Origin of the sequence: Dactylosporangium sp. NPDC006015, assembly GCF_040614215.1 — a bacterium.
GTDB lineage: Bacteria > Actinomycetota > Actinomycetes > Mycobacteriales > Micromonosporaceae > Dactylosporangium > Dactylosporangium maewongense.
The window spans coordinates 153,145-176,314 of sequence record NZ_JBEXUD010000021.1; the positions used below are offsets into that span (position 1 = coordinate 153,145).

Sequence of the window (23,170 nt, forward strand, 5' to 3'; positions counted from 1 at the left end):
ACAGGCTGTTAACCTGGCAGCCGTGAAGGTGATCCCTGTCGCGCAGCGCACCGCGGCGGAACACGTGCGATCGCAACTCGTCGAACTCATCGAGTCGGGTGAGTTCGCGGTGGGTCAGCGGCTGCCCTCCGAGGCCGAGCTGTCCAAGTCGTTCGCGGTCAGCCGTTCGGTGATCCGTGAGGCACTGCACAGCGTGAACGCGCTCGGTCTCACCCGTTCGTACGCCGGCAAGGGCACGTTCGTCGACGCGCAGTTCGCGCCGTCCCAACTGCTGACCGGCAAGTATCTCCCCCGCGACCTGCACGAGGTCCGCCGGACGCTGGAGGTGCCCTTGGCCGCCCTCGCGGCCGAGCGCCGTTCGCGGACCGACCTCAAGGCGATGACCGAGCTGCTCGTGCGGTTCCGTGAGGAGCAGGACCCCTCCATCCGAGTCGGCATCGACGCCGACTTCCACGTGGCCATCGCCACCGCGACCGCCAACCCGCTGTTCCCCAGGCTGGTCTCAGAACTCCGCTCGGTCCTGCAGGAGCAGGCCATAGCCGCGGCCGCCGTACCTGGCCGGGCGACCCAGGCGGCCGACGAGCACGACGCCATCCTCGCCGCCATCTCGAAGCGCGACGCCGACGCGGCGGCCAATGCGATGAAGCTGCACCTGGCCGCCGTGGAGGACACCGTGACCAAGCCCGGACGCCGGAAGTAGCAGCGCACTCGGGTACGTCCTGACCGTCCGTCAGGACCACTGCTGGTGACCGCAGTGCCACCGAGACTACGGTGTACTCGTGGCGATCATGGACGTGCACAACGACTCCGCCGGGTTGCTGGTGCTCTGGTTGGAGCCGTGGGGAGAGGACCGCTGGCTGAAACCGGGCGAAACGTTCCACGTCCGCTCCGACTACGACGGCGCCGATGCACCCTTCACTGTCGACCGCTTCGAGGACGACGACGACCGGGCGGCCGGCATCGCGAACATCGCCGTCTGCGTGAACGAAGGAAGCGCCGAAGTCACCGACAGCACCGGCACCCGTCTCGAGAGCGGCCATCAGCGCCCAGAGGAAGTCACCAGGAAGTGGAACGCGCTGCGGCAGCAGATGAGCGGCGACACGGCCTCGAACCCGATTCCGGAGGGAGGCCCGAAACGGAGCTTCTACGTTGACCGAGGGCACTCTGTGACCGATTGATCGCCAAACCGGAGGCCGTAGACCGGCCAGCGCCCAGCGCTTGCGGCTTGATCGAACCGGCTCAGATCTCACCGGCTGCGCGCTCATGCCGCCAGTGAGCTCGCTGCGCATGCCGTGCATCGGGCCTTGTGACACCACGGACAGCTGGCGCAGCGCACCAGGCCGCCGGCGCCGACCTGGTGCTGGACGCGGACGGCATGTACCTCATCGCTGAGTCACTGCTGCGTTCAGCCTGAACGGCTGTCGTCCGCCACCGGGCCGATGACCAGGTGTTGCCGTGCGATCCGTTACCGTGGGCTGGTGTGCGTGGAAGTTGAGGACGTCTTGCGAGCGGCCGCTGCAGATGGCCGGACCGACCGTTTCACATACCAGCTTGCGTAGCGCTGCACGGCGGCAGGTGGTCGACGGGTTGGCGGACCGGATTCTCGGGCTGCGGCTGGAGCACCCGGCGCGGGTGGGGATCGACGGTCACTCCGCTGCCGGCAAGACGACGCTGGCCGACGAGGTGGCCGCCGCCCTGCGAGGGAAGACGACGCGGCCCGTGCTCCGAGTCGCGGTCGACCACTTCAAACGGCATGTCGACCTGCGCACGCGGTATCCGTCCGGCTCGCCGGAGAGCTACTACTTCGAGATGTACGACGTCGACGCGATCCGCAATGAGCTGTTGGTGCCGCTCGGTCCCGGCGGCGACCGCCGCTACCGCACCCAGATCATGGACCTCAGCGGTCGCACGCCCGTCGACTCCGGCGTCCAGGTGGCCTCGGACGACGCGATCCTGATCGCGGATGGCGGCTTCCTGCAGAAGCCGGCCCTGGTGCGGCACTGGGACCTGCGGGTCTACCTCCACATCGATGGGGCGGACGTGCTGTCCCGCGGCACGGCCCGTGACCAGGCGTGGATGGACTCGGCGGAGGCCGCCGCCGAGCGGTACCGCACGTACTACATCCCCGGCGAGGAGCTGTACCTGGCCGAGATCCGCCCCGCCGAACAGGCCGACATCGTCATCGACAACCGGAACTTCGACGACCCCCGCATCATGCCGACGAGCAGGACCGAACAGCGGTGAACTGAACCGTCAGCGGCCGGTGGTGCCGTCGAGGTGTTCGCGGAGGATGTCGGCGTGGCCGGTGTGGCGGGCGGTCTCCTCGATGAGGTGGACCAGGATCCAGCGCAGGGACGGGCCGCCGGCGCGTAGCGGCCTGGTGAGGTCGGGGCAGGACTCGACGAGTTCGTTGGCGCGGGTGATGGTCTGCCGGTAGTCGGTGAGGATGCTCTCGACGGTGTCCTTGGTGGTGGGCCGCATGGTGCGGCGGAGGCTGGTGATGCGGTCGCCGAAGAAGTAGTACCGCTCTACGTGCGCGAGGTGCTTGGCGAGGCCGAGCAGGTTGGTGCCGGAGGGGACGCCCGCGGTGCGGACGTGTGGCTCGGGAGCGTCCGAGACCTTGGTCGTGATCGCGTCGCGGAGGTAGTTGAGGAAGCCCAGCAGGACCGACTTCTCGTCGGGGGCGGTCGACGGTGGTCCGGAGTCTCGGTGCGCCATGTCGCCAAGCATCGCCGCCGGGGTTGCGTCACGGCGAAGGAACGTGCGGATCCGCAACAGGCGGCAGCGCCGCGTAGCCGGCGAGGAGGATGTCGACGGCCTCGGTGAAGCGGTGGTCGAAGTCCAGGCCGGCGCGGGTGGTGATGACCTCCAGGAGGTTGGGGAACTCGGCCGGGTCGAGGTCGCCGGCGTGCTCGTCGAGGTTGGGGTCGGAGTCCTCGTGGCCGGGGGTCCGGCCGGCCTCGGCGAGGGTGTGCCCGATCGTGAACGTGGCCACGACGTTCACGACATCCATGGCGCGGCCGAGGGGCAGGCCGGCGGCGCGCATCGCGGCCAGCCAGCGCTCCGACATGCGCAGCGCGTCGGGGGAGTTCACGGGGCGGGTCGCGGCGAGGGGGAGCACGCCGGGGTGGGCGAGCAGCGCGGCCCGCAGCGAGTGCCCGAAGGACCGCATCCACGGCACCCAGTCGTCGAAGTCCACGGACAGTCCGGCGAAGGCGTGCTCCATCACCCGGTCGACCAGGCCGTCGAGCAGCGCGTCCTTGTTCGGTACGTGCCGGTAGAGCGACATCGCCTCCACGCCGAGGTGCGCGCCCAGCTTGCGCATCGACAGCGCCGGCAGGCCGTGGGTGTCGACGTAGTCCAGCGCGGCGTCGAGGACCCGCTCCCGGCTCAGTCCGGCCTTCGGCACGCGCGCTCCCTTGACGATGTTTACGGCGTAAGCAAAACTACCAGACAGCGGCATGCTTACACCGTAAACATGGAGGCTGACGTGCTCGTCCTCGCCCTGGTCCTGATCCTTGCCGTGGTCGCCTACTTCCTGGTGACGACGCTGGTCGACCTGTACCCGTTCAACAACGTGCGCGACGCGAAGCGCGAGGAGCAGCGCACCGAGGTCGCGATCAACGCGCCGGTGATTGCGCTGCCCGCGGTGCTGCTCGGGCTCGGGAAGGTGCTGCACCTGCCGGTCCTCGGCTACGCCGCCGGCACCCTCGCCGCACTTTCCGTGGCCGGCGGGCTGATCCTGTGGTGGATGCCGTACCTCGCCGGCCGCACCGCACCGTGGGCGACCGCCGGCGCCGGCGTCACCTGGGCGGAGCTGCACGCCCGCACGTACGCCCGCACCGTCACCGTCCTGCCCCGCATCGGCGACCGCCCCCGGCCCAACCTGGAGCACATGATCCTGCACACCCTGATGCTCGCCGCGGCCGTCTGTACCTTTGCGGCGGTGTGAAAACCCGGGTATGCAAGGTGCATGGACCCCGAGGAAGTGGCCCGCCGCTGCGCGCGGACCGTGTGGGACGGTGACGAGGCGAGCCGCGCGCTCGGCATGCGGCTCGGCGACGTCTCGCCCGGCCGGGCGACGATCGCGATGCGCGTCCGTGACGACATGGCCAACGGCCACGGCATCTGTCACGGCGGGCTCATCGCGAGCCTCGCCGACAGTGCGTTCGCGATCGCCTGCAACACCTACGACGAGGTGACCGTGGCCGCCGGCTTCGACGTCACGTTCGTCGCGCCCGCGAAGCCCGGCGACGACCTGACCGCCGTCGCGCAGGAGCGGGTTCGGCAGGGGCGCAGCGGCCTGTACGACGTCACCGTGCGCACCGCCGACGGGTCGGTCATCGCCGAGTTCCGCGGCCGCAGCAGAGCACTCGGCCGCCGCATCCTGGAAGGGCAGGAACGAGCGTGAGAGACCTGAGCCCGCGCCCCGGCGACCTGGAGCCGATCGAGACCGTGTCCGTCGACGAGCTGCGCGCCCTGCAGCTCAAGCGGCTCCAGTGGACGCTGCGGCACGCGTACGACAACGTGCCCCTCTACAAGCGCAAGTTCGACGAGGCCGGAGTGCACCCGGACGACTGCCGCTCGCTCGAGGACCTGGCGCGTTACCCGTACACGACGAAACAGGACCTCAGGGAGAGCTATCCCTTCGGGATGTTCGCGGTCCCCAGGGAGCGCATCGCCCGCATCCACGCATCCAGTGGCACCACCGGACAGCCCACCGTCGTCGGCTACACGCGGGCCGACGTCGACATGTGGTCCGACGTGATGGCCCGCTCGATCCGCGCGGCGGGCGGGCGCCCCGGCCACCGGGTCCACGTCGCGTACGGCTACGGCCTGTTCACCGGCGGGCTCGGCGCGCACTACGGCGCCGAGCGGCTCGGCTGCGCCGTCATCCCGGTGTCCGGCGGTATGACCGAGCGGCAGGTGCGGCTCATCGTCGACTTCGAGCCCGACATCATCATGGTCACCCCGTCCTACATGCTGACGATCCTGGACGAGCTCGACCGGGAGGGCGTGGACCCGCGCGGCCTCGCGCTCAAGGTCGGCATCTTCGGGGCGGAGCCGTGGACCGAGGACATGCGCCGCGAGGTCGAGGAGCGGCTCGACATGCACGCCGTGGACATCTACGGGCTGTCGGAGGTGATCGGGCCCGGGGTCGCGCAGGAGTGCGTGGAGACGAAGGACGGCCTGCACGTCTGGGAGGACCACTTCTACCCCGAGATCGTCGACCCCGTGTTCGACCATGTGCTGCCCGACGGTGAGCGCGGCGAGCTGGTCTTCACGTCGCTGACCAAGGAGGCGCTGCCGATCATCCGGTACCGCACCCGCGACCTGAGCCGCCTGCTGCCCGGCACCGCCCGCACGATGCGCCGGATGGAGAAGGTCACCGGCCGCTCCGACGACATGATGATCCTGCGGGGCGTCAACGTGTTCCCGACCCAGATCGAGGAGCTGATCCTGCGGGTGCCGGGCCTGGCCCCGCACTACGTCTGCGTCATCGACCGGCCCGGCCGCCTCGACGAGCTGACCGTCCGCGTGGAGGCCCGCACCGAGCCCGTCGACGACTCGCTCGCCGCGCAGCTCGTCGCGCTGGTGAAGCACAACGTCGGCGTCACGGTACGGGTGCAGGTGCTGCCGCCCGGCGGGCTGGAGCGCTCGGTCGGCAAGGCGAAGCGCATCCTCGACAACCGCCCGCGGTGAACTACGTCCTGGTGCACAGCCCGCTGCTGGGGCCCGCGTCGTGGGCGCCGGTGGCGGCGCTGCTCGATGCGGCGGTGCCGGCGTTGCACGAGATGCCCCCGTCCGGTCAGGCGATCGTGGAGCGGGTCGTCGCGTCGGCCGGGGAAGGCCCGGTGATCCTCGTGGCGCACAGCAACGCCGGCTACTTCATGCCGGCCGTGGTCGGCGCGATGCCGCGGCGGGTCGCGGCGTGCGTGTTCGTGGACGCGTCGCTGCCCGCCCGCACCGGCCCCACCACGGGCATCGTCGCGCCCGGCGCGCTGGACCGGCTGCGGGACAGGGTCGTCGACGGCCTGCTCCCACCGTGGACGACGTGGTGGCCCGGCGCCGACTTCGCCGAGCTCGTCCCGGACCCGCTGATCAGGCGCGCGGTCGAGGCCGAGCAGCCGCGGATTCCGCTCTGGTACTACGAGCAGCGGCTTCCCGTCCCGGCCGGCTGGGACGCGGTGCCGTGCGGATACCTCCGGTTCTCCGCGCACTACGCGCCGGCCGCGGCGCAGGCCGAGGACCGCGGCTGGCTCGTCGAGCACCTCCCGGGCCAACACCTGCACCAGCTCGTCGACCCGCGAGCGGTCGCCGACCGCCTCATCGCCATGGGCACCGCGCTGAGCGGCAGGAGCTGACCGCCGCCCGGTTGCGCATTCGCCGTTCCGGTCCTGCCCGGCGGGGCACGCCCATAGGATCAAGGCGCGAACACCCACAGCCGTGAACGGCCGGGTCCGCGCGGCCGCCAGTTCTAGGGAGCGGGCGAATGGCGACGATGCTGTACCGTCTCGGCGTCGTCGTGGCGCGCCGTCGCTGGGTCGTGCTGGGCGGCTGGGCCGCGGTCCTGGTCGCCGTCGCGGTGTCGGCGGCGGTGCTGGCCAAGCCGACGACGTCCGCGATCAGCATCCCCGGCACGGAGTCGCAGCGGGCGATCGAGCTGCTGTCGAAGAAGTTCCCCGGCACCGGCGGCGCCAGCGCGCGGATCGTGGTGGCCGCCCCGCCGGGGCACACGCTCGACGAGGCCGAGTACACCGCCCGCGCGGCCGACGCGCTCGTCGCGCTGGCGAAGGCGCCGCAGGTCATCGCGGTGACCGGGTTCAATGAGGCGACGCTGAGCGCGGACAAGCGGATCGCGTTCGCCGACGTCCAGTACGCCGTGCCGGTCTCGGAGGTCACGCAGGAGGCGAAGGACGCCCTGGAGCGGCTGGCGGGCCCCGCCCGGGCGGCGGGGCTGCGGGTGGAGTTCTCCGGCGGTGTCGTGTCCACCACCGAGGCGCACGGCGCCAGCAGCGAACTGTACGGGGTGATCATCGCGTACCTGGTGCTGGCGCTGACCCTCGGCGGGCTGGTCATCGCCGGGATGCCGCTGCTCAACGCCGCCGTCGGCGTGGGCATCGGGATGCTCGGCATCCAGGTCGTGACCGGGTTCGTCGAGCTGAACTCGACCGCGCCCGCCCTCGCCACGATGCTGGGCCTGGCGGTCGGCATCGACTACGCGCTGTTCATCGTGGCCCGGCACCGCCAGCAGCTGCGCGACGGCATGCAGGTCGAGGAGTCGATCGCCACCGCGACCGCCACCGCCGGCAGCGCCGTGATCTTCGCCGGCGTCACCGTCATCATCGCGCTGTGCGGCCTCGCCGTGGCCGGCATCCCGTTCCTGACCGTCATGGGCCTGTGCGCCGCGGCCACCGTCGCCGTCACCGTCGTCCTCGCCGTCACGCTCACGCCCGCCGTCCTCGCCGTCGCCGGCCACCGGATCACCGCCAGCCGCATCAGGGCGCTCAACCGGCGCGCCGAGCCGAAGGCCCACCCGTTCGGCGCGCGGTGGGCGCGGATCGTGACCGCCCGGCCGTGGCTGACCGTCGTCGCCTGCCTCGCCGTCGTCGGCGGCATGGCGCTGCCCGTGCTCGACCTGCGCCTCGGCCTGCCGTCCGACGGCACCAAGTCCACCGGCACCACCGAACGCCGCGCCTACGACCTGCTCGCCAAGGGCTTCGGGCCCGGGTTCAACGCGCCGCTCACCCTCGTGCTGCACGGGCCGGGCCGCACCGACATGAAGGCCATCGGCGAGCAAGCCGCGCCGCTGCTGCGGGCCGACCCCGACGTCGCCGTCGCCGTCCCGGCCGCCACCAACCAGGCCGGGGACGTGGTGATCCTGTCGGTCATCCCGAAGTCCGGGCCCGACTCGCAGCAGACCAAAGACCTCGTCCGGCGCATCCGCGCCGCCGGCGAGCAGGCCAGGCAGCAGGCCGGGATCACCGCGTACGTCACCGGCACCACCGCGGTCAACAACGACGTCTCCGACAAGCTCAGCGCCGCCCTGGCCCCGTTCCTGGTGCTGATCGTCGTGCTCGCGCTGCTGCTGTTGCTGCTGGTGTTCCGGTCGATCCTCGTGCCGGTGAAGGCGGTCGCCGGGTTCCTGCTGTCCCTCGGCGCGTCGCTGGGCGCGGTCACCTGGGTGTTCCAGCAGGGGCATGCCGGCGGCGTGTTCGGCGTGCAGGCGCCCGCCCCGATCCTGAGCTTCCTGCCCGTCCTCGTCATCGGCATCCTGTTCGGGCTGGCGATGGACTACGAGGTGTTCCTCGTCTCCCGCATCAAGGAGGCCTTCACCCACCACGGCGACGCCCGCCGCGCCATCGGCGACGGCATGCGCGACAGCGCCCGCGTCGTCACCGCCGCCGGCCTCATCATGGCCGCCGTCTTCACCGCGTTCATCTTCGGCGGCGACGTCATCATCAAGGCCATCGGCTTCTCCCTCGCCGTCGGCGTCGCCGTCGACGCGTTCATCGTCCGCATGACCCTCGTCCCGGCGGTGCTGCACATCCTCGGCCGCGGCGCCTGGTGGCTGCCGAGGCCGCTACAACGGCTGCTGCCGAATGTCGACGTCGAAGGCGCGACCCTGGTGCGACCGGTCGTCGTGATCAAGAAGGCGCCGGAGCCGGTCAGCGCCAGGGGATCTGCGCGGAACGGTGGTAGTTGACGCCGTCGGCGTCCCAGCGCGGCCCGTACGCGGCGAGCCGGCGGGCGAAGGAGTCCCAGTCGTGCGCCGACCGCGGCGACCAGCCCAGCTCGGCGACCGCCGCCAGGCGCGGGAACGCCATGGCCTCGACGTCGGCGTACGAGCGCAGCGTCTCCGACCACAGCGGCGCCTCGATCCCGAGCACCGCCGCCTCCGGCACACCCTCCATGTAGGTGCCGGGATCCCAGCCGTACACGTCGGCGACGTCGATGCAGCCCGCCCAGTCGTAACCGATCTCCATGCCGGGCTCGTACTTCATGTCCAGGTACACGCGGTGCGCCGGCGACAGCAGGACCCGCTGCCCGCGCGCCACCGCGGCCGCCATCGCCGGGTCGCTCGACGCGCGCCCCCAGTACTGCGGCACCGCCGACACCGGAAGGTCCGGCGAGCGCAGGATCTCGTGCCACCCCATCACGGACTTGCCGAGGTCCGCGACCATCGGCAGCACCCGGTCCAGGAACCGTAGGCGCTCGTCCTCCGGCGTCGCGTGGGTTTCGTCGGTACCGAGGTGCAGGTACTCGCCCGGCGTCAGCGCGGCCACCTCCCGCAGCACGTCGCCCATGAACCGGTACGTGACCTCCTTGCCGGTGGCGAGGGAGCTGAACCCGGTCGCGTTGCCCCGCCCGGTGAACACCGCCGGCGCCACCCCGTCGGCGTTGAGCTCCGGGTAGGACGCGAGCGCCGAGGTCGTGTGCCCCGGCACGTCGATCTCCGGCACGACAGTGATGTGCCGCGCCGCCGCGTACGCGACCAGGTCCCGGTACTCGTCCTGCGTGTAGTACCCGCCGCCCCCGCCGCCGACCTGCGTGCCACCGCCGACCGTCGCCAGCCGCGGCCAGCTACGGATCTCGATGCGCCAGCCCTGGTCGTCGGTGAGGTGCAGGTGCAGGACGTTGAGCTTGAACCGCGCCAGCTGGTCGACGAACCGCTTGACCTCCGCCACCGTGTAGAAGTGCCGCGACATGTCGAGCATCGCCCCGCGGTGCGCGAACCGCGGCTCGTCCCGCACCTCCCCACCGGCGATGACCCGGTCCGAGTGCAGCTGCAGCAGGGTCTGCACCCCGGCGAACAGCCCGGCCGGCGTCCCCGCCGCCAGCGTCACCCGCTCCTTGCCGACGCGCAGGCGGTAGCCCTCCGGGTGCGTCACGGCGGCCTCGTCGAGCGTCAGCGCGATCGCCCCGCCGGTCCCTTCGACGACCGCGATGTCCAGCTGCGCCGCGAGGTGCTCCGCGACCGGCACACCGGCACCGGTCGCGGACACCACGGTCGCGGAGGTCAGTGTGAAGCTCTCCGCCGGCACCGGCTTGACGTACACCGGCGCGGGAATGATCGCATCCATCGATGCACGGTAACGCCCCTCTTAGGGCAGGGTCCAGTTCTGGTTGGTCTGGCCGTTGCAGGTCCAGATCTGGATCTGGGCGCCGTCGGCGGTGGACTGGCCGGCGACGTCGAGGCACCTGCCGGTGTCGGGGTTGACGAGGCGCCGCCCGTCCCGGGTCCAGCGCTGGTGGCCGTTGCCGTTGCAGTCCCACAGCTGGACCCTCGTGCCGTCCGCTGCGGTGCCGCCGGTCACGTCCAGGCACTTGCCGAGCGCCCGCAGCGTGCCGTCGGTGCCGACGGTCCAGCGCTGGGCGTTGGTGCCGTTGCAGCTGTACAGCTGGATCTTTGTGCCGTTCGCGGTGCCGGCGGCGGCGACGTCGAGGCACTTGCCGGCCAGGCCGGTGATTGGTCCCGTGCCGGGCGCGGGGTCGGTGCCGCCGCCGATGTGGATCTCGCCGCGGTTGAGCACGCGCGGGTCGTAGTAGGTGCGCTTGACGGCGTCGTTGGTGTTCCAGGCCGGGTCGGTGAGCCAGCTGATCCAGACGCTGAAGAACGTCCAGCGCGGCTGGGCGGTGATGGTCTCCGGCGTGGGTACGGTGCCGACCTCCGACAGGCCGATCGGCTTGCCGCCGGCGATGCCCAGCATGGCGTTGTACCAGGCCTGCGTCGGCTGCTTGTTGACCCACGCGTCGAGCGTCGCGAGGTCCACATAGGACGCTCCGGGCCAGTAGTCGGCGACGTGGCTCTCGCCGCCCGCGATGTCCTTGAGGTTCCAGACCCAGACGAGGTTGTTCAGGCCCTTGGTGCCGGACAGGTAGTCGTGGGTGATCTGGAACAGCTTGCGGCTGCCGTTCGCGCCGGGGCGACCGCCCCACCACGACCAGCCCTCGTTCATCTCGTGCTGCGGGCGGAACAGCACCGGGATCCCGCTGTTCTTGAGGTCCTGCAGGTAGGGCACGGCCTCGTCGAGGCGGCGCTTGAAGGCGGTGTTGAGGGCGGTGCCGTTGGTGACGAGCTCGTTCCACTGCGCGTCGCTGAGCCTGCTCATGATGGCGCCGGTGCCGTAGTCCCAGTGGCAGGACTGCGCGACCGTCGGCGGGCACATGTGCCATACCAGGGCGGGGATGGAGCCGGCCGCCCACACCGCCTTCGCCTGGGCGATGACGGCCGGCCGGGCGTTGATGTCGTTCTGCTCGAAGGCGAAGTCGCCGGCCCACGACCCCGGGTATTCGCCGGTGATGTCGTGCACCTTCTGCTGCCAGGTGTTCGGTGCCGAGCTGGGCCCGTCCTGCTGGCCGGACAGGATGTTGCGGCCGGTGATGCTCTGCAGGTAGGTGACGACGTCGGCGACGGTGGCGGTGCCACTGGGCGTCGGCGCCGCCGCGGCGGGCACGGCCGAGGCCGCCGCCCAGACGACGACGGCCGACGCCGCGAACGCGGCAAGTCGCATGAGGGGTTCCTTCCGCTGGCGGTCGGTGCGAACTGAACCGAGTAAGTCAGCTAAAACGGGTTAAGTCAACCGGCTACAGTTGCGCGTGATCGAGCGACGGATCTTCGGGCTGACCCGCACGCTGCGGGCCGCCGCGGCGGGTGACGTGCAGCGGATCCTGATGTCGGCGGACCCCGGCGACGACCCCTCGTACACCTGGCGCGACGACGAACGAAGGGTCGCGGTGGTCGTGTCGGTCATCGACGCCGACCACTGCCAGGTCGCGCTGCTGGACGGCGGGCGCTGGCACGACCTGGTCGACTCCGACGATTCCACCCTGGCTTGGGTGTCGCTGACCGGGACGCCGGGTGTGGTGCCGCTCGCGTCGATCCTGCCGTGCCGGTTCGCGGTCGACGCCCTGGAGACGGTCACCATCGGCGCCGGGTTCGACCAGCTGCGCGCCACCCGCCGCTGGCGGCCCGCGCCGGCCTGGGTCGGCGACCGGCGCGGGTATCTGCTGCGGGACCTCGTCGAGGTGCTGTGGGACGCGGCCGGTTCACTGCCGGTCGATGAACCGGCGGCCGCCGCCGGACCCCTCGGGCTGCGGCACCTGGCGCTGCTGCGGCGGCTGCACGACCGCGCCATGGGCGGTGGCCTGGACGCGGTGCTGGCCGAGTTCCCGCCGGACCGGCTCGACGCCGCCGCGCGCGCCGCCGACTACCTGGGCCTGCCCGACCTGCGGGCGGTGCTGCGCGACGCCGACGACGACGCCTACGAGCGGCTCGCCTCGCCGGACGGGGAGGACGCCGGAGCGATCCGGGCGGCGGTGCAGCGCAAGCTCGACGCCGCGCCTTGGGAGTTCGGGGTGACGGACGTGCCGGGGCGGGCCATCACCGAGTTCCTGGCCGATCCGGGGCGGGTCCGGTAGCAGGTCGGCTGTCTCAGCCTTTCGGCCTTCTCAGCCGCTCGGCTGGTTCGGCCGGCTCAGCCGGTGATGACGCGCAGGAAGGCGTCGGCGATGACGGCGTGGCCGGGCAGGCCCGGGTGGACGCGGTCGTCGGCCCACAGGTCCGGCGGCGACACCTCGAGGACGGCGTCGAACGCGTGCTGCGTCGCCACGTGCGGCGCCTCGAACTCCTCCGCGAGCCTCGCCACCACCGCGGCGTAGCGGTCGCTCTCGGCGCGCTGCGGCTCCGTGCGGTCGGGTTCGATGAGGTACGGGTCGGCGAGCAGCAACCGGCAGCCGGTCGCGTCGACCGCGCTCCGCAGCAGAGTGCGCAGGGTCGCCTCGTACTCGTCCAACGGCACCGCCTCGTGCGGCCGCCCGGCGAACGCCCGCCACACGTCGTTGATGCCGATCATCACGACCAGCCAGTCGGGCCGCTGGCCGATCGCGTCGCGGTCCCAGCGTGCGGCCAGATCCCGGACCGTGTTGCCGCTGACCCCACGGTTGACCCAGGTCAGCGGGGTACCGGGGAAGCGGGCCGTGACAAGCGCCCGCACCAGGCTCATGTACCCGTCACCGTAGGGCGCCCGCACGTCCCGCCGCCCGCAGTCGGTGATGCTGTCGCCGATGAACACGATGCGCTGCCCAGCCTCGAACATCATCGCGCCATGATCTCATCCGCCCGGCACGATGTGTGCGACCTCCCAGATCGGGGCACTACGGACAGCGTGCGGATCGCTGTGGTGCTGGTCGTCGTGGGTCTCCTGGCCGCGGGCTGCGGCGACGGTGGCCGGCGCGACGCCGCCTCGGCCACGGCGACCCGGCTGCTGACGGCGGTCCGCGACGGCGACGGCGCCACCGCCTGCCGGCTGCTCGCGCCCGGGACCGTCAGCGCCCTGGAACGGTCCGCCGACGCCCCGTGCGCCGCCGCGATCCTCGACGAGGACCTGCCCGCCCCCGACGCGGTGCGCCACGTCGACGTGTACGGGCAATGGGCCCGCGTCGTCCACGCCGGCGACACCGAGTTCCTGGCGGTGTTCCCGGGCGGCTGGCGGGTCGTGGCGGCGGGCTGCCAGTCCCGCGGCGAACGCCCGTACCAGTGCGCCGTGGAAGGAGACTGAGATGCGGCTGATGTTCGTGCTGTGCCTGACGGTCGTCGGCGCCGGTCTCGCCTACGTCATCACGATCGGGCTGCTGCACCGGTGAGCGGGGCACGGCGGGTCCTGCGTGAGCACGCGCTCGGCGTGGTGTTCGGCGTCCTGTTCGTCCTCGCCCTGGTCGGCCAGGGCCTCGCCGGGCACGCCGACTTCAACCAGCAGCAGGTCACCGACGGTCTCCTGCCGGTCTCCCTCGGCCGGTACCTGACGTCGGCGGACTTCGCCGTGGACGTCGCGGAGAACTGGCAGTCGGAGTATCTGCAGTTCTCCCTGTACATCCTGGCGACGGTCTGGCTGCTGCAGAAGGGATCCCCGGAGTCCAAGCCGCTCGACCGGCCCGGCACCGAGTCCGACAAGGACCAGCTCGTCGGCGCCTTCGCCCGCGACGACTCACCCGCCTGGGCCCGCACGACCGGCTGGCGCCTGCACCTGCTGTCCAACTCCCTCGGCCTCGTCATGGGCGGCATCTTCGCGCTGTCGTGGCTCGCCCAGTCGATCGCCGGCGTGGCCGCCTTCAACGAACGCCAGCTCAGCCACCGCCAGCCCCCCGTCTCCTGGGCCGCCTACCTGACCGAACCCGACTTCTGGAACCGCACCCTGCAAAACTGGCAGTCCGAGCTCCTCGCCGTCTTCTCGATGGTGATCCTCTCCGTGTACCTGCGCCAACGAGGCTCCCCAGAGTCCAAACCCGTCGGCGCCTCCCACACCTCCACCGGCATCGAAGGCTGAGGCGGACAACGCGGCCGGCGGCGTTCCCGACATGGGGCCACTGGCACTGACCCGCACGCTCATTGGCCGGAACCGGTTCGTTCGTCGCTGGGAGGTGCCGCGCGTATCGCGGCATGAGAGGACGTCCGCCGAGCGGCCAGGCCCACGCCAGCGATCAGCAATCGGCTACGTCGGCCTGGAAGACTGAATGGGTGCTTCGCGCGTAGAGGCGGCTTCCGCGAGTGCTGACGACGTTGATCTTCTTCAGCGGGGTCAGGGTGGCCGGTCCGTGTTCGACGATGGTTCCGTCGTGCAGCCGGCACTCGGTGAGCTGATGCGGCGTGCCGTACCCACCGATGAAGATCACCACGTTGTCGTGGATCAATACGGCCCGTGCCCCGCGGACCGGGCCCGGCGGGAAGGGCCTGACCTCCGTGTCGGTGATCCGGACCAGTGGGAAGCCGGTGTAGTAGTACGCCCAAGCCGTGCGTGCACCGACGTTCAGTGCGTAGCAGGTGGCGATGTGGTCGAATCCGGATGGCGGCCAGTAGGTCCACAACTGCCGACCGTATTCGTCAAACCGTGCGAGACCGCCGGCGCTGAGCGGATCCCCGCTGTAGATGCCTTCATCGAAGTAGCCGACCCAGATGGTGCCTGGCTCGTCGACGGCGAGGTGTTCGACGCCATCACCGATCCGGAATGACCGCAACGCTTGACCGGAGGCGTTGAACACTTGTGCGTTGTCCGGCACCGGCTTGAACGGCCGGTGGACGCATCGGGATTGGACCAGCAGGAAACTTCCGTCTGGCAGTAGATCCACCTTGTTCGGCACTATCGTCACATCGGTCAGTACCACCGCACGCCAATCGCCCCCGGCTTCATGCAGGTGAACCCGTACCCGCAGGTCGGGCAGCCCGTCGCGCCGGCTACCACGAGCCGAGACAGCGATCAACCGGCCGTCGACGGTGGCGTTCAACGCAACGAGGTCTTCCGCGTCAGTCAGAGCCGGAAGCTCTGCCATCCGACGACATTGCAGCGTGCGCACCAACGTCTCAATCACTCCCGAGTCGGACACGATCGTAACGGTGCGATCGGACGTTGCCCGACACACGGTGACCGACGGCAGTCCGACAGCCGAGCGCTCAGCGGCAGATGTGCGCACGTGACCTTGAAGATTCACGCGGTTCACGGCGTCGCGGGGCTTGGTTGAGCGGCTGGGCTTCTGATGCGGTGCGTAGTTGTTCCCCCGATGGTCAATCGCCGGTTCTCGCAATCGACGGCGTTCGGTCACGGGCAGAAACTGATGCTATTCACCCCGGAGGTAGGGTGGTTTCGTCCAACGGGGTCGGCGTCCAACCAGCTCTTCGGCAGACCGCTGCGTGGCCATCGCGGCGTCGATGTCCAGCCGCTGAACGCGGCGGGTCGAGTCGTAGGATTCCACGCCACCGTCGCCGCTGGAGACAGTTACCAGCAGTTGGTGCAACGGGTTGAAGCCCGTTTGCGGTCCTCCCAACGGGTCGCCGGCCCGAACCAGGCGATTGCAAGGTGGCTGGGAGAGCAGCTCGATCGCCGCTGCGAGCTCTGCCTGCTCCGCGCCGTCCCTGGCCACTACGTTCCAGACGAGGACCGCATCGGGGTCGCAGTCCCAACAGACGATGTCGGCGCCCGGTTCCTCGACTGCCGCGCAGAACACGTTCCGATCCCGCCCGTAGATCTCCAGAATCCGTGCCGTCCGGAGCACGACGGCGACTCGCTGGGCAGGACTCCGATGCTCCACAAGACCTCCGGTGGCTGGACCTCAACGGCCGGAAGACTACCGAGGATCGGCACGACGGGTAGCACAAGCGCGCAGACTGGTCCGGCAACCGGCAGTTCCGACGCAAGGACGCTCGATCGGCGGCCATGAGCGTGCACCGGATGTTGACCGGTCGCGACGCGCAGCTCCAACGCCAGCCGAAGGGGACGCGCCGCAAAGCGGTTGTGCATTGTCAGATCCAAGCCGACGCTAAACGGGTGGATTACCAGTTGGCCCCCTTCTCGGAGCTCTTCGATGCCGAGATCAATTTGACGACGTGGGTTACCGCCATCTGCCTGCAGCGCGGACGATTGCGTCCCCGACGGTTCGTCGAATCGGATGGCACGGTGTCGCGTGAGGAGATCTTCGCTGCGGTAACCCAGCTGAGCGCGGACGGGCTGATGTTCGTGCTCGCTCTGGATCAGGTGGCCGAGGCCGCCAAGGCAATCTGTCAACACGCTCCGGCGGACCTTGAAGTTGGCATTGAGGCAGCCGTCGCTGAGTTCAACGCGGCATGTCCAGATCGCAGGGCGCTCCGCAACGCGGTTGCCCACTACAGCAACTATCTCCGCGGCGACGGTGCGAGCCAACGCGGAGCAACCTCACCCACGGCAGACCATGGACTCGTCGACAACTTTGAGTCCTACTACTTCTTCACTGATGAACACACCATGCCGCTGGAGATCGTCTTCGCTGATGCGTCCGAGGCGGCGGTCAGACTCGAACTTCGTATTCGTGCTGAACTCGCTGCGGGACGAACCAACAGGCGGACGGCGACCGGCACCGCTTCGGCGTCTTGACGACAAGCGCCGGCCACGGAGGATCGGAAAGTTAGACACTACTATCCGTAACGAGCGCATCGCGGCATGTGTGCGTACGTGATTAAGTGATTGCCGACTAGTTCCCGAGCAGAAGAGATCGACGTTCTCATGGGCGCTGGTCCGACGGAGAGATAGTTGCTCGACCTCCTGCGGCGTGTGTTCACCCGCAGGATCGGCGACCGCGCGGAAGAATGTGCACTGTGAGCCATGAACCGCCTGCTCGCCCGATCAAGGGGACCGGCGTGCGACGCAGATCCAGCCATGCGAAGGCCGCCCAGGATCCGGTGTCCTGGCGTCCAGTGCGCGAGGACTCGGTTTTGTCGCAGGCGCCGGTACCGGGATTGCCGGGCAGGGTCTTCACCGGCGGTGATCTAGATCTGAGGATTGGGTGGGACCGCTTCGAACAGCTTCTGGTGTATGTCGCTCAGCAGATCGTCGGCCTCAACCAGATGCGGTTCCGTCGATACGGACTCGGCGGTCAGGCCCAGCGGGGAATCGATCTGGCCGGTCGACGCGCGGACCGCTCATACACCGTCGTACAGTGCAAACAGGTCGAAAAGTTCACCGCGGCGCAGCTTCGCACGGCAGTCCGTACCTTCGCCGATGGCTCCCGACCATTCGGCGCGCGCCATCTGATCATCGCAGTCAGCGTCGTGACACGTGACACTCAGGTGGAGGACGAACTCGCCCGAGCACAGGACGCGCACCCGGACTTGGACATCGAGCTGTGGGGCGCCGAGCAGATCAACGACGAGCTTCGCAAGCGGGCCGACATCGTTGCCCGGTTCTGGACCCGAGAAACGGCCGACACGTTCTGTACCGGCGCGCCGCTTGCGGGCGTCGCCGCTGCACCGCTGGACTGGACTCGTCTGGCCGACCAGGTGCTGCGTACCCCGCTGGCTGTGGACGGCCTCGACGAGCAGCTCGCCGAAGCCGATCGGCTGTTCGACGATCAGCCGGCGTCCGCCGCCGAGATCTACGCGAGGCTGGCCGATACATTGACCGGCGAAAACTACCTCGGCCACGCCAACGTCATGCGGCGCAAGCAGCTCGACGCGCTGGCCGCCGCAGGTGAGGACGACGCCCGGGCGGCGCTGGCGGCGCTGCTGGCCGCCACCGCGTTACACGAGGGCAACCTGCACCTGGCTCGTGTCTTTGAGCGCCAGGTACCGGCACCGGCCGACCCGGCAGCATCTGAACCCACGACTGCAAACCCAGCCGCAGGGTTGGAGGGGCCGATCAGCGCCGCCGCCTGGAGCGGACAACTGATCTCTGCTGCGGTGTTTGCAGTGATGCACCCGCTTGCCGACAGCAATGAATTGACCAATGCGCTACGCCATCCGCCAGCGGGTGTCGAACCGCCGACTTACCAACCCTTGCTGGTGTTGTTGGCCGCGGAACTGACCGTCGCCGACGCCATCATCAACGGGCCGGGCGAGCGCCCCACCCCGGCCGGTGACGGCGCCGACCCGGTAGACCCGGTCGCCGGCAGCATGGTTGGTCTTGACGATCTGGTCACGGCGGCGCTGCGGAACCTGACGAAGGCGCCACGGTCGGCGCAGACGAAGGATGTCACCGTCCGGCTGCGGATGATCCAGGCCGCCTACGACGGAGAGGCTCGCACGGCGTTGCTGGCCCAGGCGCGGCAGCGGCGGATACCGCGCCACCACGCTGCGATGGTGCTTGCAGCGCAGGGACGCCGGGACGTTCTTGACGGCTCGGCCGAGGAAGCAATCGAACACTGGCGGCAAGCCGTCGAACAGGCCATCCACGACGGCCGGACCGACGACGCAGCCGGATGGCTGTACGCGATCCGCGCCGTCAGCACCCTCTACGGGCCGTGGACCAACCGCCTCGACGACGAGCACATGCTCGCCCAAGCCTTGCCGAAGACCGGCAGCAGTCGGTTAATTCGCCGCACCCGCGATCCGGCGACCGATGCCCGACGCGCCGCCCTCGCCGATCGGCCGATCGAGGCACTTCGTGCTGCTCGACGTTGGTTGGCCGACTGCATCGTCACCGGCGACTGGGCCGAAGAGAATGCCGCTGCGGAACTGCTCGGTGACCTGTACGCCGCCAACCAGGAGCCGGACCGGGCCGCCCGGTGCTATCAGTGGGCCGGCGAGCGGAAGAAGGCCACCGAACTGGCCAGCAACGTGGGGGATCGCATTCTGGCCCGCGCACCCATCGGGTCCGGTCCGTGGTGGCAGCAGTCCGCGAGCCTGGCCATCGCGGCGGCCCAACACGACGTGATCGACGACGCCACGGCCGCTGCGCTGCTACGCGACCTGATTGACCTCGTGACCCGGGGCCGGGCTGGTGAACTGGTCGACAATCCCGGCCGGATGTTCACGGAGCAGGCGATGAAGACCCTGTTGATCTTCGCCAACCGGGGCACCAGCACAGACGCCCAAGGCGTGCTGGACCTGTTCGCCGCCGACGTGCACCGGGCTGCCGATTTCTACTTGCCGCATGACAAGGAACACGCACGGGCGTGTCTGGCGATTTTCGACCACCACGCTGACCTGGCCTGGCCGGCACTGATACGGCTGTTCGACCTCGCCGATGCCGGCGCGCGCGAGGCACTAAAAGCTTTGTATCACCCGGCCGTGCAAGATCTGCTCGCCGAAGACCCCGCCGGTCACCACGCCATGGGCACGCTCGCCGCGCTCAAAGACCAAGAACGACATGCCCTGCGGAAGCGACTGCACACGATGGCGAAGGCAGGTCGGTACGAGGCTGGACTGGCCGCCGCGACGCTCGGCGACACCGACCAGTCCGTCATCCACCGAGCCCTCGCCGCGCGGGATCGGCTCCTCGGGCGCCCCGAACCGGGCGGTCACAGCCACGCCTTCGGCGCGACTATGGTCCCCGACTCCTACCTGGTCACGTTCCTCGACACTGCCGAGCAACAGCGCTGCCTAGACAAGGTGCTCACGGTGGCCGAGGACCAGCGCGAAACGGCCACCAACCGCCAAGACGCCCTCACCGCCGCGACGAACCTGGTCACCACGCAGCCGAACCATGTGAAGACGGGCGTGCACACTCGCGCCAGGCAATTCGTGCTCGGGCAGCAGGAGGGCAGCGCCCTCGACGACGAGATGACCAACCCACACCCTCTCAGCTCATTCAAGGTCGACCTTGGATCGCCGTCGCTGCGCGGGCACGGTCTGCGGCTTGCCTTGGACAGCTCGGCCTGCGACGACGACCGAATCTGGGTGCGAGACCAGGCCAGGGTCCTACTCAGCGCCGAGGACCAGCAGATCGTCCACGACAGCGCCCAGGTCCTGTCCCGCCTTGGCGCTGACATGATCCGCGGTCTTGATGTCACGCTGCTGGTCGGCCACCCCGATCGGGTAGTCCGCGAGTTCGCTGCCTTCGTCGCGGCCACCGAACCAGTGCGCTACGCCTTGACACTGCCATTGCTCGCCCAGGATCGGGACTGGACAGTACGGGCGCAGCTCGCCCTCGCAATCCACACCTACCTGCAGTCCACCAACAGCGCCCCGACCAGTGACGTGGAGGAAGCAGACCTGCAGCGGGCACGCGCGATTGCCGAGGACGTGCGCACGGCCCTGTCCCGGGACGTTCGGCACCGGGTTCGACGCGCGGCAGCGGGCCACCCGCGGTGATCGCAAACCGACAGCCTCCGGCTACCGGTGGACGACCTTCATCCGGCGGCGGGTGCGTCTTGACTGGAGTTCGGACGCTTGTGGAGCTTGATGATCGTCCGCGAGCCGCAGCGCCCGATCGGCGGCATGTGCGTACATATGATCAACGTTCTTCCATGCGGCGGCCTCGGTGCCTCAGGCCGCCGGCGTGGAACCAGGGCGACGACGAGCGGGCTGTTGCCACAGCCTGCTTATGCGCCGCGGGCGCACTTACGAGTCCACCCGTGCTGACCAGACAGGATCCGCGCCCGAGGCTTCACGCCATCGGCATGTCCGGAGCGCTCGCTGGCGTCGGCAGCGAGTCGCTGACCTCTTGACGTGCGGTGGTGGCTACCGTAGTGACTACAGCCACGACGGCCGTGTCATCGTCGTGGCAATATCCGTGTGATCGGAACGCCCATGATGATCGACTATAACGTCAGCGACCACTGGTCCGATGACGATCCCGATTGGCTGAAATCGCTGGTCTCCTCGCTTGACCGCCGTCACGGCGTCAGCAGTGTCCTGCCGCTCACGGTCATCGTCGAGGAGATCGCCGAGTGGGTCGAGTTGGCCAGCGGCACCGACGCGTGGAAGAAGTTCGCCAACCGCTCGTCCTTCCGGTTGGACCTCGACGAGTCGGCAGGTGCAGTTGGCGCGACCCTCGGCAATCACGTCGCAGGGAAGCTCGACGTATTTCGAGCGGCCCTGTTGCAGCTCTCCATGAGCCCCGCTGTGGTGCTCGCCCGGCCGCCCGGCACTCGTACCGACGCGGCCTGGACAAACCTGCTCTCCACCGCGCACGAGCTTCTCAAAGCGCTCGACTCTGACGATGCGGCCCGCGCCAGCTGGGACGATCTGGTCGCGACCGCGCAGGATCGGACCCTGTCCCGGCGGGAGTACCGCCCCATCGCTAAGCTTCTGTTCGAGCAGTTGCAGCGGCGGGGTCTCGGCGCGGAGGAGGCCTTCCGCGAACTTGTGTCGATCGTGGCCTTCGGCCGCGACCCTGGCGACCGTCCCATTGGCGAGAAGAACACGCCCCTCGATCAGCGGTTGACGAACGCGCGCACCTTCGTCGGCACACCCGCCCAGGTCGAGCCGATCGTCGTCTGGTTGGGCTACCAAGGACGGCTTCATCTCCACCTCTCTGCCGGGCGTGTGTCCTTCCTCGACGCGCACTGGGCCGTTCCGAACGCTGAGCCTGACCGGCAGGACTTCGCCCACAAGGCAGAGCTCTCGGCGCTGGTCAGGGAGGGTCGGTTGTTTAAGGTCGCGAAGATGGTCGACGAGGAGTCTGACGTCGACATTCTTGTGCGCGTCGACCTCGGCAACACGACGGCTGCTGGTGCGGTCTCGCGCGCCGTCGACATCGTGGACACCATCCTGAATGTGTCGATCCATAACGCCGGCGGGATCCGTCCGCGACTGGCTCAGCACGGCGTCATTCGCTCGGGGAAGGCCGCCGCCGCTGGCTTCATGGCCGTTCGGCGTGAGACCGGTTTTCCCAATGACCACTACGGAGCTGGGATCACCGCTGAGGCGATCGAACAGCATGGACCGCGGATCGCCGAGGCACTTGCCCGAGCGGAGCTACCTAGGTTCCTAGCTGCGGCCATCGAAGTGCAGACGACGGCCGATCACCCGTTCAGCCGCGATATGGCGCTGCGGAAGCCGTCTGAAGCCGACATCAGTAGCGTGATCCCGCTGTCGGACCGACTGGTGCAGCACATCGCCGCACACGCGGCGATGGACCCGAACACTCTCTTCACGCTGCTCGGAGAGCACTGGCCGCATGCCCGTTGGCTCACGGATCTTCAGCGCGCAGCGGGGATGTGCCTACTCGGCGGTGGTCGGCACGATGAGTTGCTCACCGAGCTCACGGGTGAATGGCTTTCCAGCCAACCGAAGCAGCCGTGGATCCTGCTGCTTGCCGATCGAGCCGATGACTTCCTGCCGCTGTGCCGCCTTGAGCATGAGCGCGCCTGGATCGCGCGAATGTTCACCAGCGTTGGCGATCACGCCACCTACAGCACCCTCATCCATGAGTACACGGCCGAGGGTGAAGTGCTCGAAGCGCGCCGGCGCCGCGTTCGCAACGCATTGGTCCACGGAAACCCCGCGAGCTTCGCGGTGGTGCAGTCCGTCCGTGAGTATGCGGACTTCCTTGGCGCCAGCGCCCTCAACCGCGGCCTAGAGTCTTTCGTCGAAGGCACACTTCCCGCCGCAGCTCTGGCGATCAGAACGGACGACGTCATCGCAATGCAGGGTGGCCAGGATGCCGCAAGCTTCTGGCGTGCTCGGGTCACTGCACAGAATCATTCAGGGGCGCCGTAGGACCGAGCCATGATCACTCTCACTTAACGGTTTCGCGTCATCCTAACTCCGCGTGATCGCAGAATTTCGATGCGCAGGGGCGCGCTCTTTTCGGCAGTTCCGAGCGATGGTTGACGCTCGCCCCTCGTCACTGACCGTCACGACGCCTCGGCCGACAACGTGCTCGATCGGCGGCATGACAGCGCGCGGTATCAGCACCTGCGCACCTGGTCAGAGGCGGCAGCTCTGATGATCTACGATGGTCGGTGTGCCGGTTCGCCCAGT

Annotated in this window: 21 protein-coding genes; 14 read left to right on the forward strand and 7 right to left on the reverse strand. The window is 69.3% G+C overall.

Going from position 1 to position 23,170, the window contains the following annotated elements; translation table 11 throughout:
* The first annotated feature begins 22 nt into the window (after positions 1–22).
* The 3 genes from ABZ321_RS32520 to ABZ321_RS32530 all read left to right on the forward strand — a co-directional run bounded on the left by ABZ321_RS32520 (position 23) and on the right by ABZ321_RS32530 (position 2,244).
* Positions 23–700 carry a FadR/GntR family transcriptional regulator gene (locus ABZ321_RS32520; protein WP_344509870.1) on the forward strand — a complete coding sequence of 226 codons (678 nt, stop codon included), beginning with the start codon at positions 23–25 and terminating at the stop codon, positions 698–700.
* Between the two features lie 79 nt (positions 701–779).
* Positions 780–1,178, forward strand: a complete 399-nt coding sequence (locus ABZ321_RS32525; protein WP_354898411.1) for a hypothetical protein — start codon at positions 780–782, stop codon at positions 1,176–1,178.
* A gap of 373 nt (positions 1,179–1,551) precedes the next feature.
* Positions 1,552–2,244 carry a uridylate kinase gene (locus ABZ321_RS32530; protein WP_354898414.1) on the forward strand — a complete coding sequence of 231 codons (693 nt, stop codon included), beginning with the start codon at positions 1,552–1,554 and terminating at the stop codon, positions 2,242–2,244.
* Positions 2,245–2,253: 9 nt separating this feature from the next.
* Here the strand turns inward: ABZ321_RS32530 and ABZ321_RS32535 are convergent, their stop codons facing one another.
* Both ABZ321_RS32535 and ABZ321_RS32540 read right to left on the reverse strand, forming a co-directional pair.
* Positions 2,254–2,718 (reverse strand): DinB family protein, encoded by a 465-nt coding sequence (locus tag ABZ321_RS32535; RefSeq protein ID WP_354898417.1) that lies wholly within the window; start codon positions 2,716–2,718, stop codon positions 2,254–2,256.
* Between the two features lie 28 nt (positions 2,719–2,746).
* The gene (locus ABZ321_RS32540; protein WP_354898420.1) at positions 2,747–3,409 is read right to left on the reverse strand and encodes a TetR/AcrR family transcriptional regulator C-terminal domain-containing protein; all 663 of its coding nucleotides are present in this window, start codon (positions 3,407–3,409) and stop codon (positions 2,747–2,749) included.
* A gap of 69 nt (positions 3,410–3,478) precedes the next feature.
* Here ABZ321_RS32540 and ABZ321_RS32545 point away from each other — a divergent pair, with 69 nt between their 5' ends.
* The 5 genes from ABZ321_RS32545 to ABZ321_RS32565 all read left to right on the forward strand — a co-directional run bounded on the left by ABZ321_RS32545 (position 3,479) and on the right by ABZ321_RS32565 (position 8,707).
* Positions 3,479–3,952, forward strand: a complete 474-nt coding sequence (locus tag ABZ321_RS32545) for a hypothetical protein (RefSeq protein ID WP_354898423.1) — start codon at positions 3,479–3,481, stop codon at positions 3,950–3,952.
* A gap of 21 nt (positions 3,953–3,973) precedes the next feature.
* Positions 3,974–4,411, forward strand: a complete 438-nt coding sequence (paaI, locus tag ABZ321_RS32550) for a hydroxyphenylacetyl-CoA thioesterase PaaI (RefSeq protein WP_344509882.1) — start codon at positions 3,974–3,976, stop codon at positions 4,409–4,411.
* On the forward strand, positions 4,408–5,703 hold the full coding sequence (gene paaK, locus ABZ321_RS32555) for a phenylacetate--CoA ligase PaaK (RefSeq protein ID WP_354898426.1): 1,296 nt from the start codon (positions 4,408–4,410) through the stop codon (positions 5,701–5,703). The genes paaI and paaK overlap by 4 nt, the downstream gene beginning before the upstream one ends.
* Complete coding sequence (locus tag ABZ321_RS32560) at positions 5,700–6,365, forward strand: alpha/beta hydrolase (protein ID WP_354898429.1); 666 nt, start codon at positions 5,700–5,702, stop codon at positions 6,363–6,365. The genes paaK and ABZ321_RS32560 overlap by 4 nt, the downstream gene beginning before the upstream one ends.
* A gap of 128 nt (positions 6,366–6,493) precedes the next feature.
* Positions 6,494–8,707 carry an MMPL family transporter gene (locus ABZ321_RS32565; protein WP_354898432.1) on the forward strand — a complete coding sequence of 738 codons (2,214 nt, stop codon included), beginning with the start codon at positions 6,494–6,496 and terminating at the stop codon, positions 8,705–8,707.
* Here the strand turns inward: ABZ321_RS32565 and ABZ321_RS32570 are convergent.
* Together ABZ321_RS32570 and ABZ321_RS32575 are read right to left on the reverse strand one after the other, a co-directional pair.
* Positions 8,670–10,085 carry a beta-N-acetylhexosaminidase gene (locus ABZ321_RS32570; protein ID WP_354898435.1) on the reverse strand — a complete coding sequence of 472 codons (1,416 nt, stop codon included), beginning with the start codon at positions 10,083–10,085 and terminating at the stop codon, positions 8,670–8,672. The two genes, ABZ321_RS32565 and ABZ321_RS32570, sit on opposite strands and share 38 nt — an antisense overlap.
* A gap of 21 nt (positions 10,086–10,106) precedes the next feature.
* Positions 10,107–11,516: a lectin gene (locus ABZ321_RS32575; RefSeq protein WP_354898437.1), complete on the reverse strand. Its 1,410-nt coding sequence runs from the start codon at positions 11,514–11,516 to the stop codon at positions 10,107–10,109.
* 85 nt (positions 11,517–11,601) lie between these two features.
* Between ABZ321_RS32575 and ABZ321_RS32580 the strand changes: the two genes are divergently transcribed.
* The gene (locus ABZ321_RS32580; protein ID WP_354898439.1) at positions 11,602–12,423 is read left to right on the forward strand and encodes a hypothetical protein; all 822 of its coding nucleotides are present in this window, start codon (positions 11,602–11,604) and stop codon (positions 12,421–12,423) included.
* A 56-nt stretch (positions 12,424–12,479) separates the two neighbouring features.
* On the opposite strand, the gene ABZ321_RS32585 is transcribed toward ABZ321_RS32580, so the two are convergent.
* On the reverse strand, positions 12,480–13,103 hold the full coding sequence (locus tag ABZ321_RS32585; protein ID WP_354898442.1) for an SGNH/GDSL hydrolase family protein: 624 nt from the start codon (positions 13,101–13,103) through the stop codon (positions 12,480–12,482).
* 66 nt (positions 13,104–13,169) lie between these two features.
* Between ABZ321_RS32585 and ABZ321_RS32590 the strand changes: the two genes are divergently transcribed.
* Positions 13,170–13,562, forward strand: coding sequence for a hypothetical protein (locus ABZ321_RS32590; protein WP_354898445.1), 393 nt, complete (start codon positions 13,170–13,172; stop codon positions 13,560–13,562).
* Between the two features lie 81 nt (positions 13,563–13,643).
* On the forward strand, positions 13,644–14,327 hold the full coding sequence (locus tag ABZ321_RS32595; protein ID WP_344509902.1) for a DUF6766 family protein: 684 nt from the start codon (positions 13,644–13,646) through the stop codon (positions 14,325–14,327).
* A gap of 154 nt (positions 14,328–14,481) precedes the next feature.
* Here the strand turns inward: ABZ321_RS32595 and ABZ321_RS32600 are convergent, their stop codons facing one another.
* Together ABZ321_RS32600 and ABZ321_RS32605 are read right to left on the reverse strand one after the other, a co-directional pair.
* The gene (locus tag ABZ321_RS32600; RefSeq protein ID WP_354898448.1) at positions 14,482–15,597 is read right to left on the reverse strand and encodes a hypothetical protein; all 1,116 of its coding nucleotides are present in this window, start codon (positions 15,595–15,597) and stop codon (positions 14,482–14,484) included.
* Between the two features lie 15 nt (positions 15,598–15,612).
* Entirely contained in the window at positions 15,613–16,047 is a 435-nt protein-coding gene (locus ABZ321_RS32605; RefSeq protein WP_354898451.1) for a hypothetical protein, read from the reverse strand.
* Positions 16,048–16,208: 161 nt separating this feature from the next.
* Here ABZ321_RS32605 and ABZ321_RS32610 point away from each other — a divergent pair, with 161 nt between their 5' ends.
* From ABZ321_RS32610 to ABZ321_RS32620, 3 genes are all read left to right on the forward strand, one after another.
* Positions 16,209–16,901 carry a hypothetical protein gene (locus tag ABZ321_RS32610; RefSeq protein ID WP_354898454.1) on the forward strand — a complete coding sequence of 231 codons (693 nt, stop codon included), beginning with the start codon at positions 16,209–16,211 and terminating at the stop codon, positions 16,899–16,901.
* Between the two features lie 221 nt (positions 16,902–17,122).
* Positions 17,123–20,554: a hypothetical protein gene (locus tag ABZ321_RS32615; RefSeq protein ID WP_354898457.1), complete on the forward strand. Its 3,432-nt coding sequence runs from the start codon at positions 17,123–17,125 to the stop codon at positions 20,552–20,554.
* Positions 20,555–20,992: 438 nt separating this feature from the next.
* Positions 20,993–22,906 (forward strand): hypothetical protein, encoded by a 1,914-nt coding sequence (locus ABZ321_RS32620; RefSeq protein ID WP_354898460.1) that lies wholly within the window; start codon positions 20,993–20,995, stop codon positions 22,904–22,906.
* Positions 22,907–23,170: the final 264 nt, after the last annotated feature.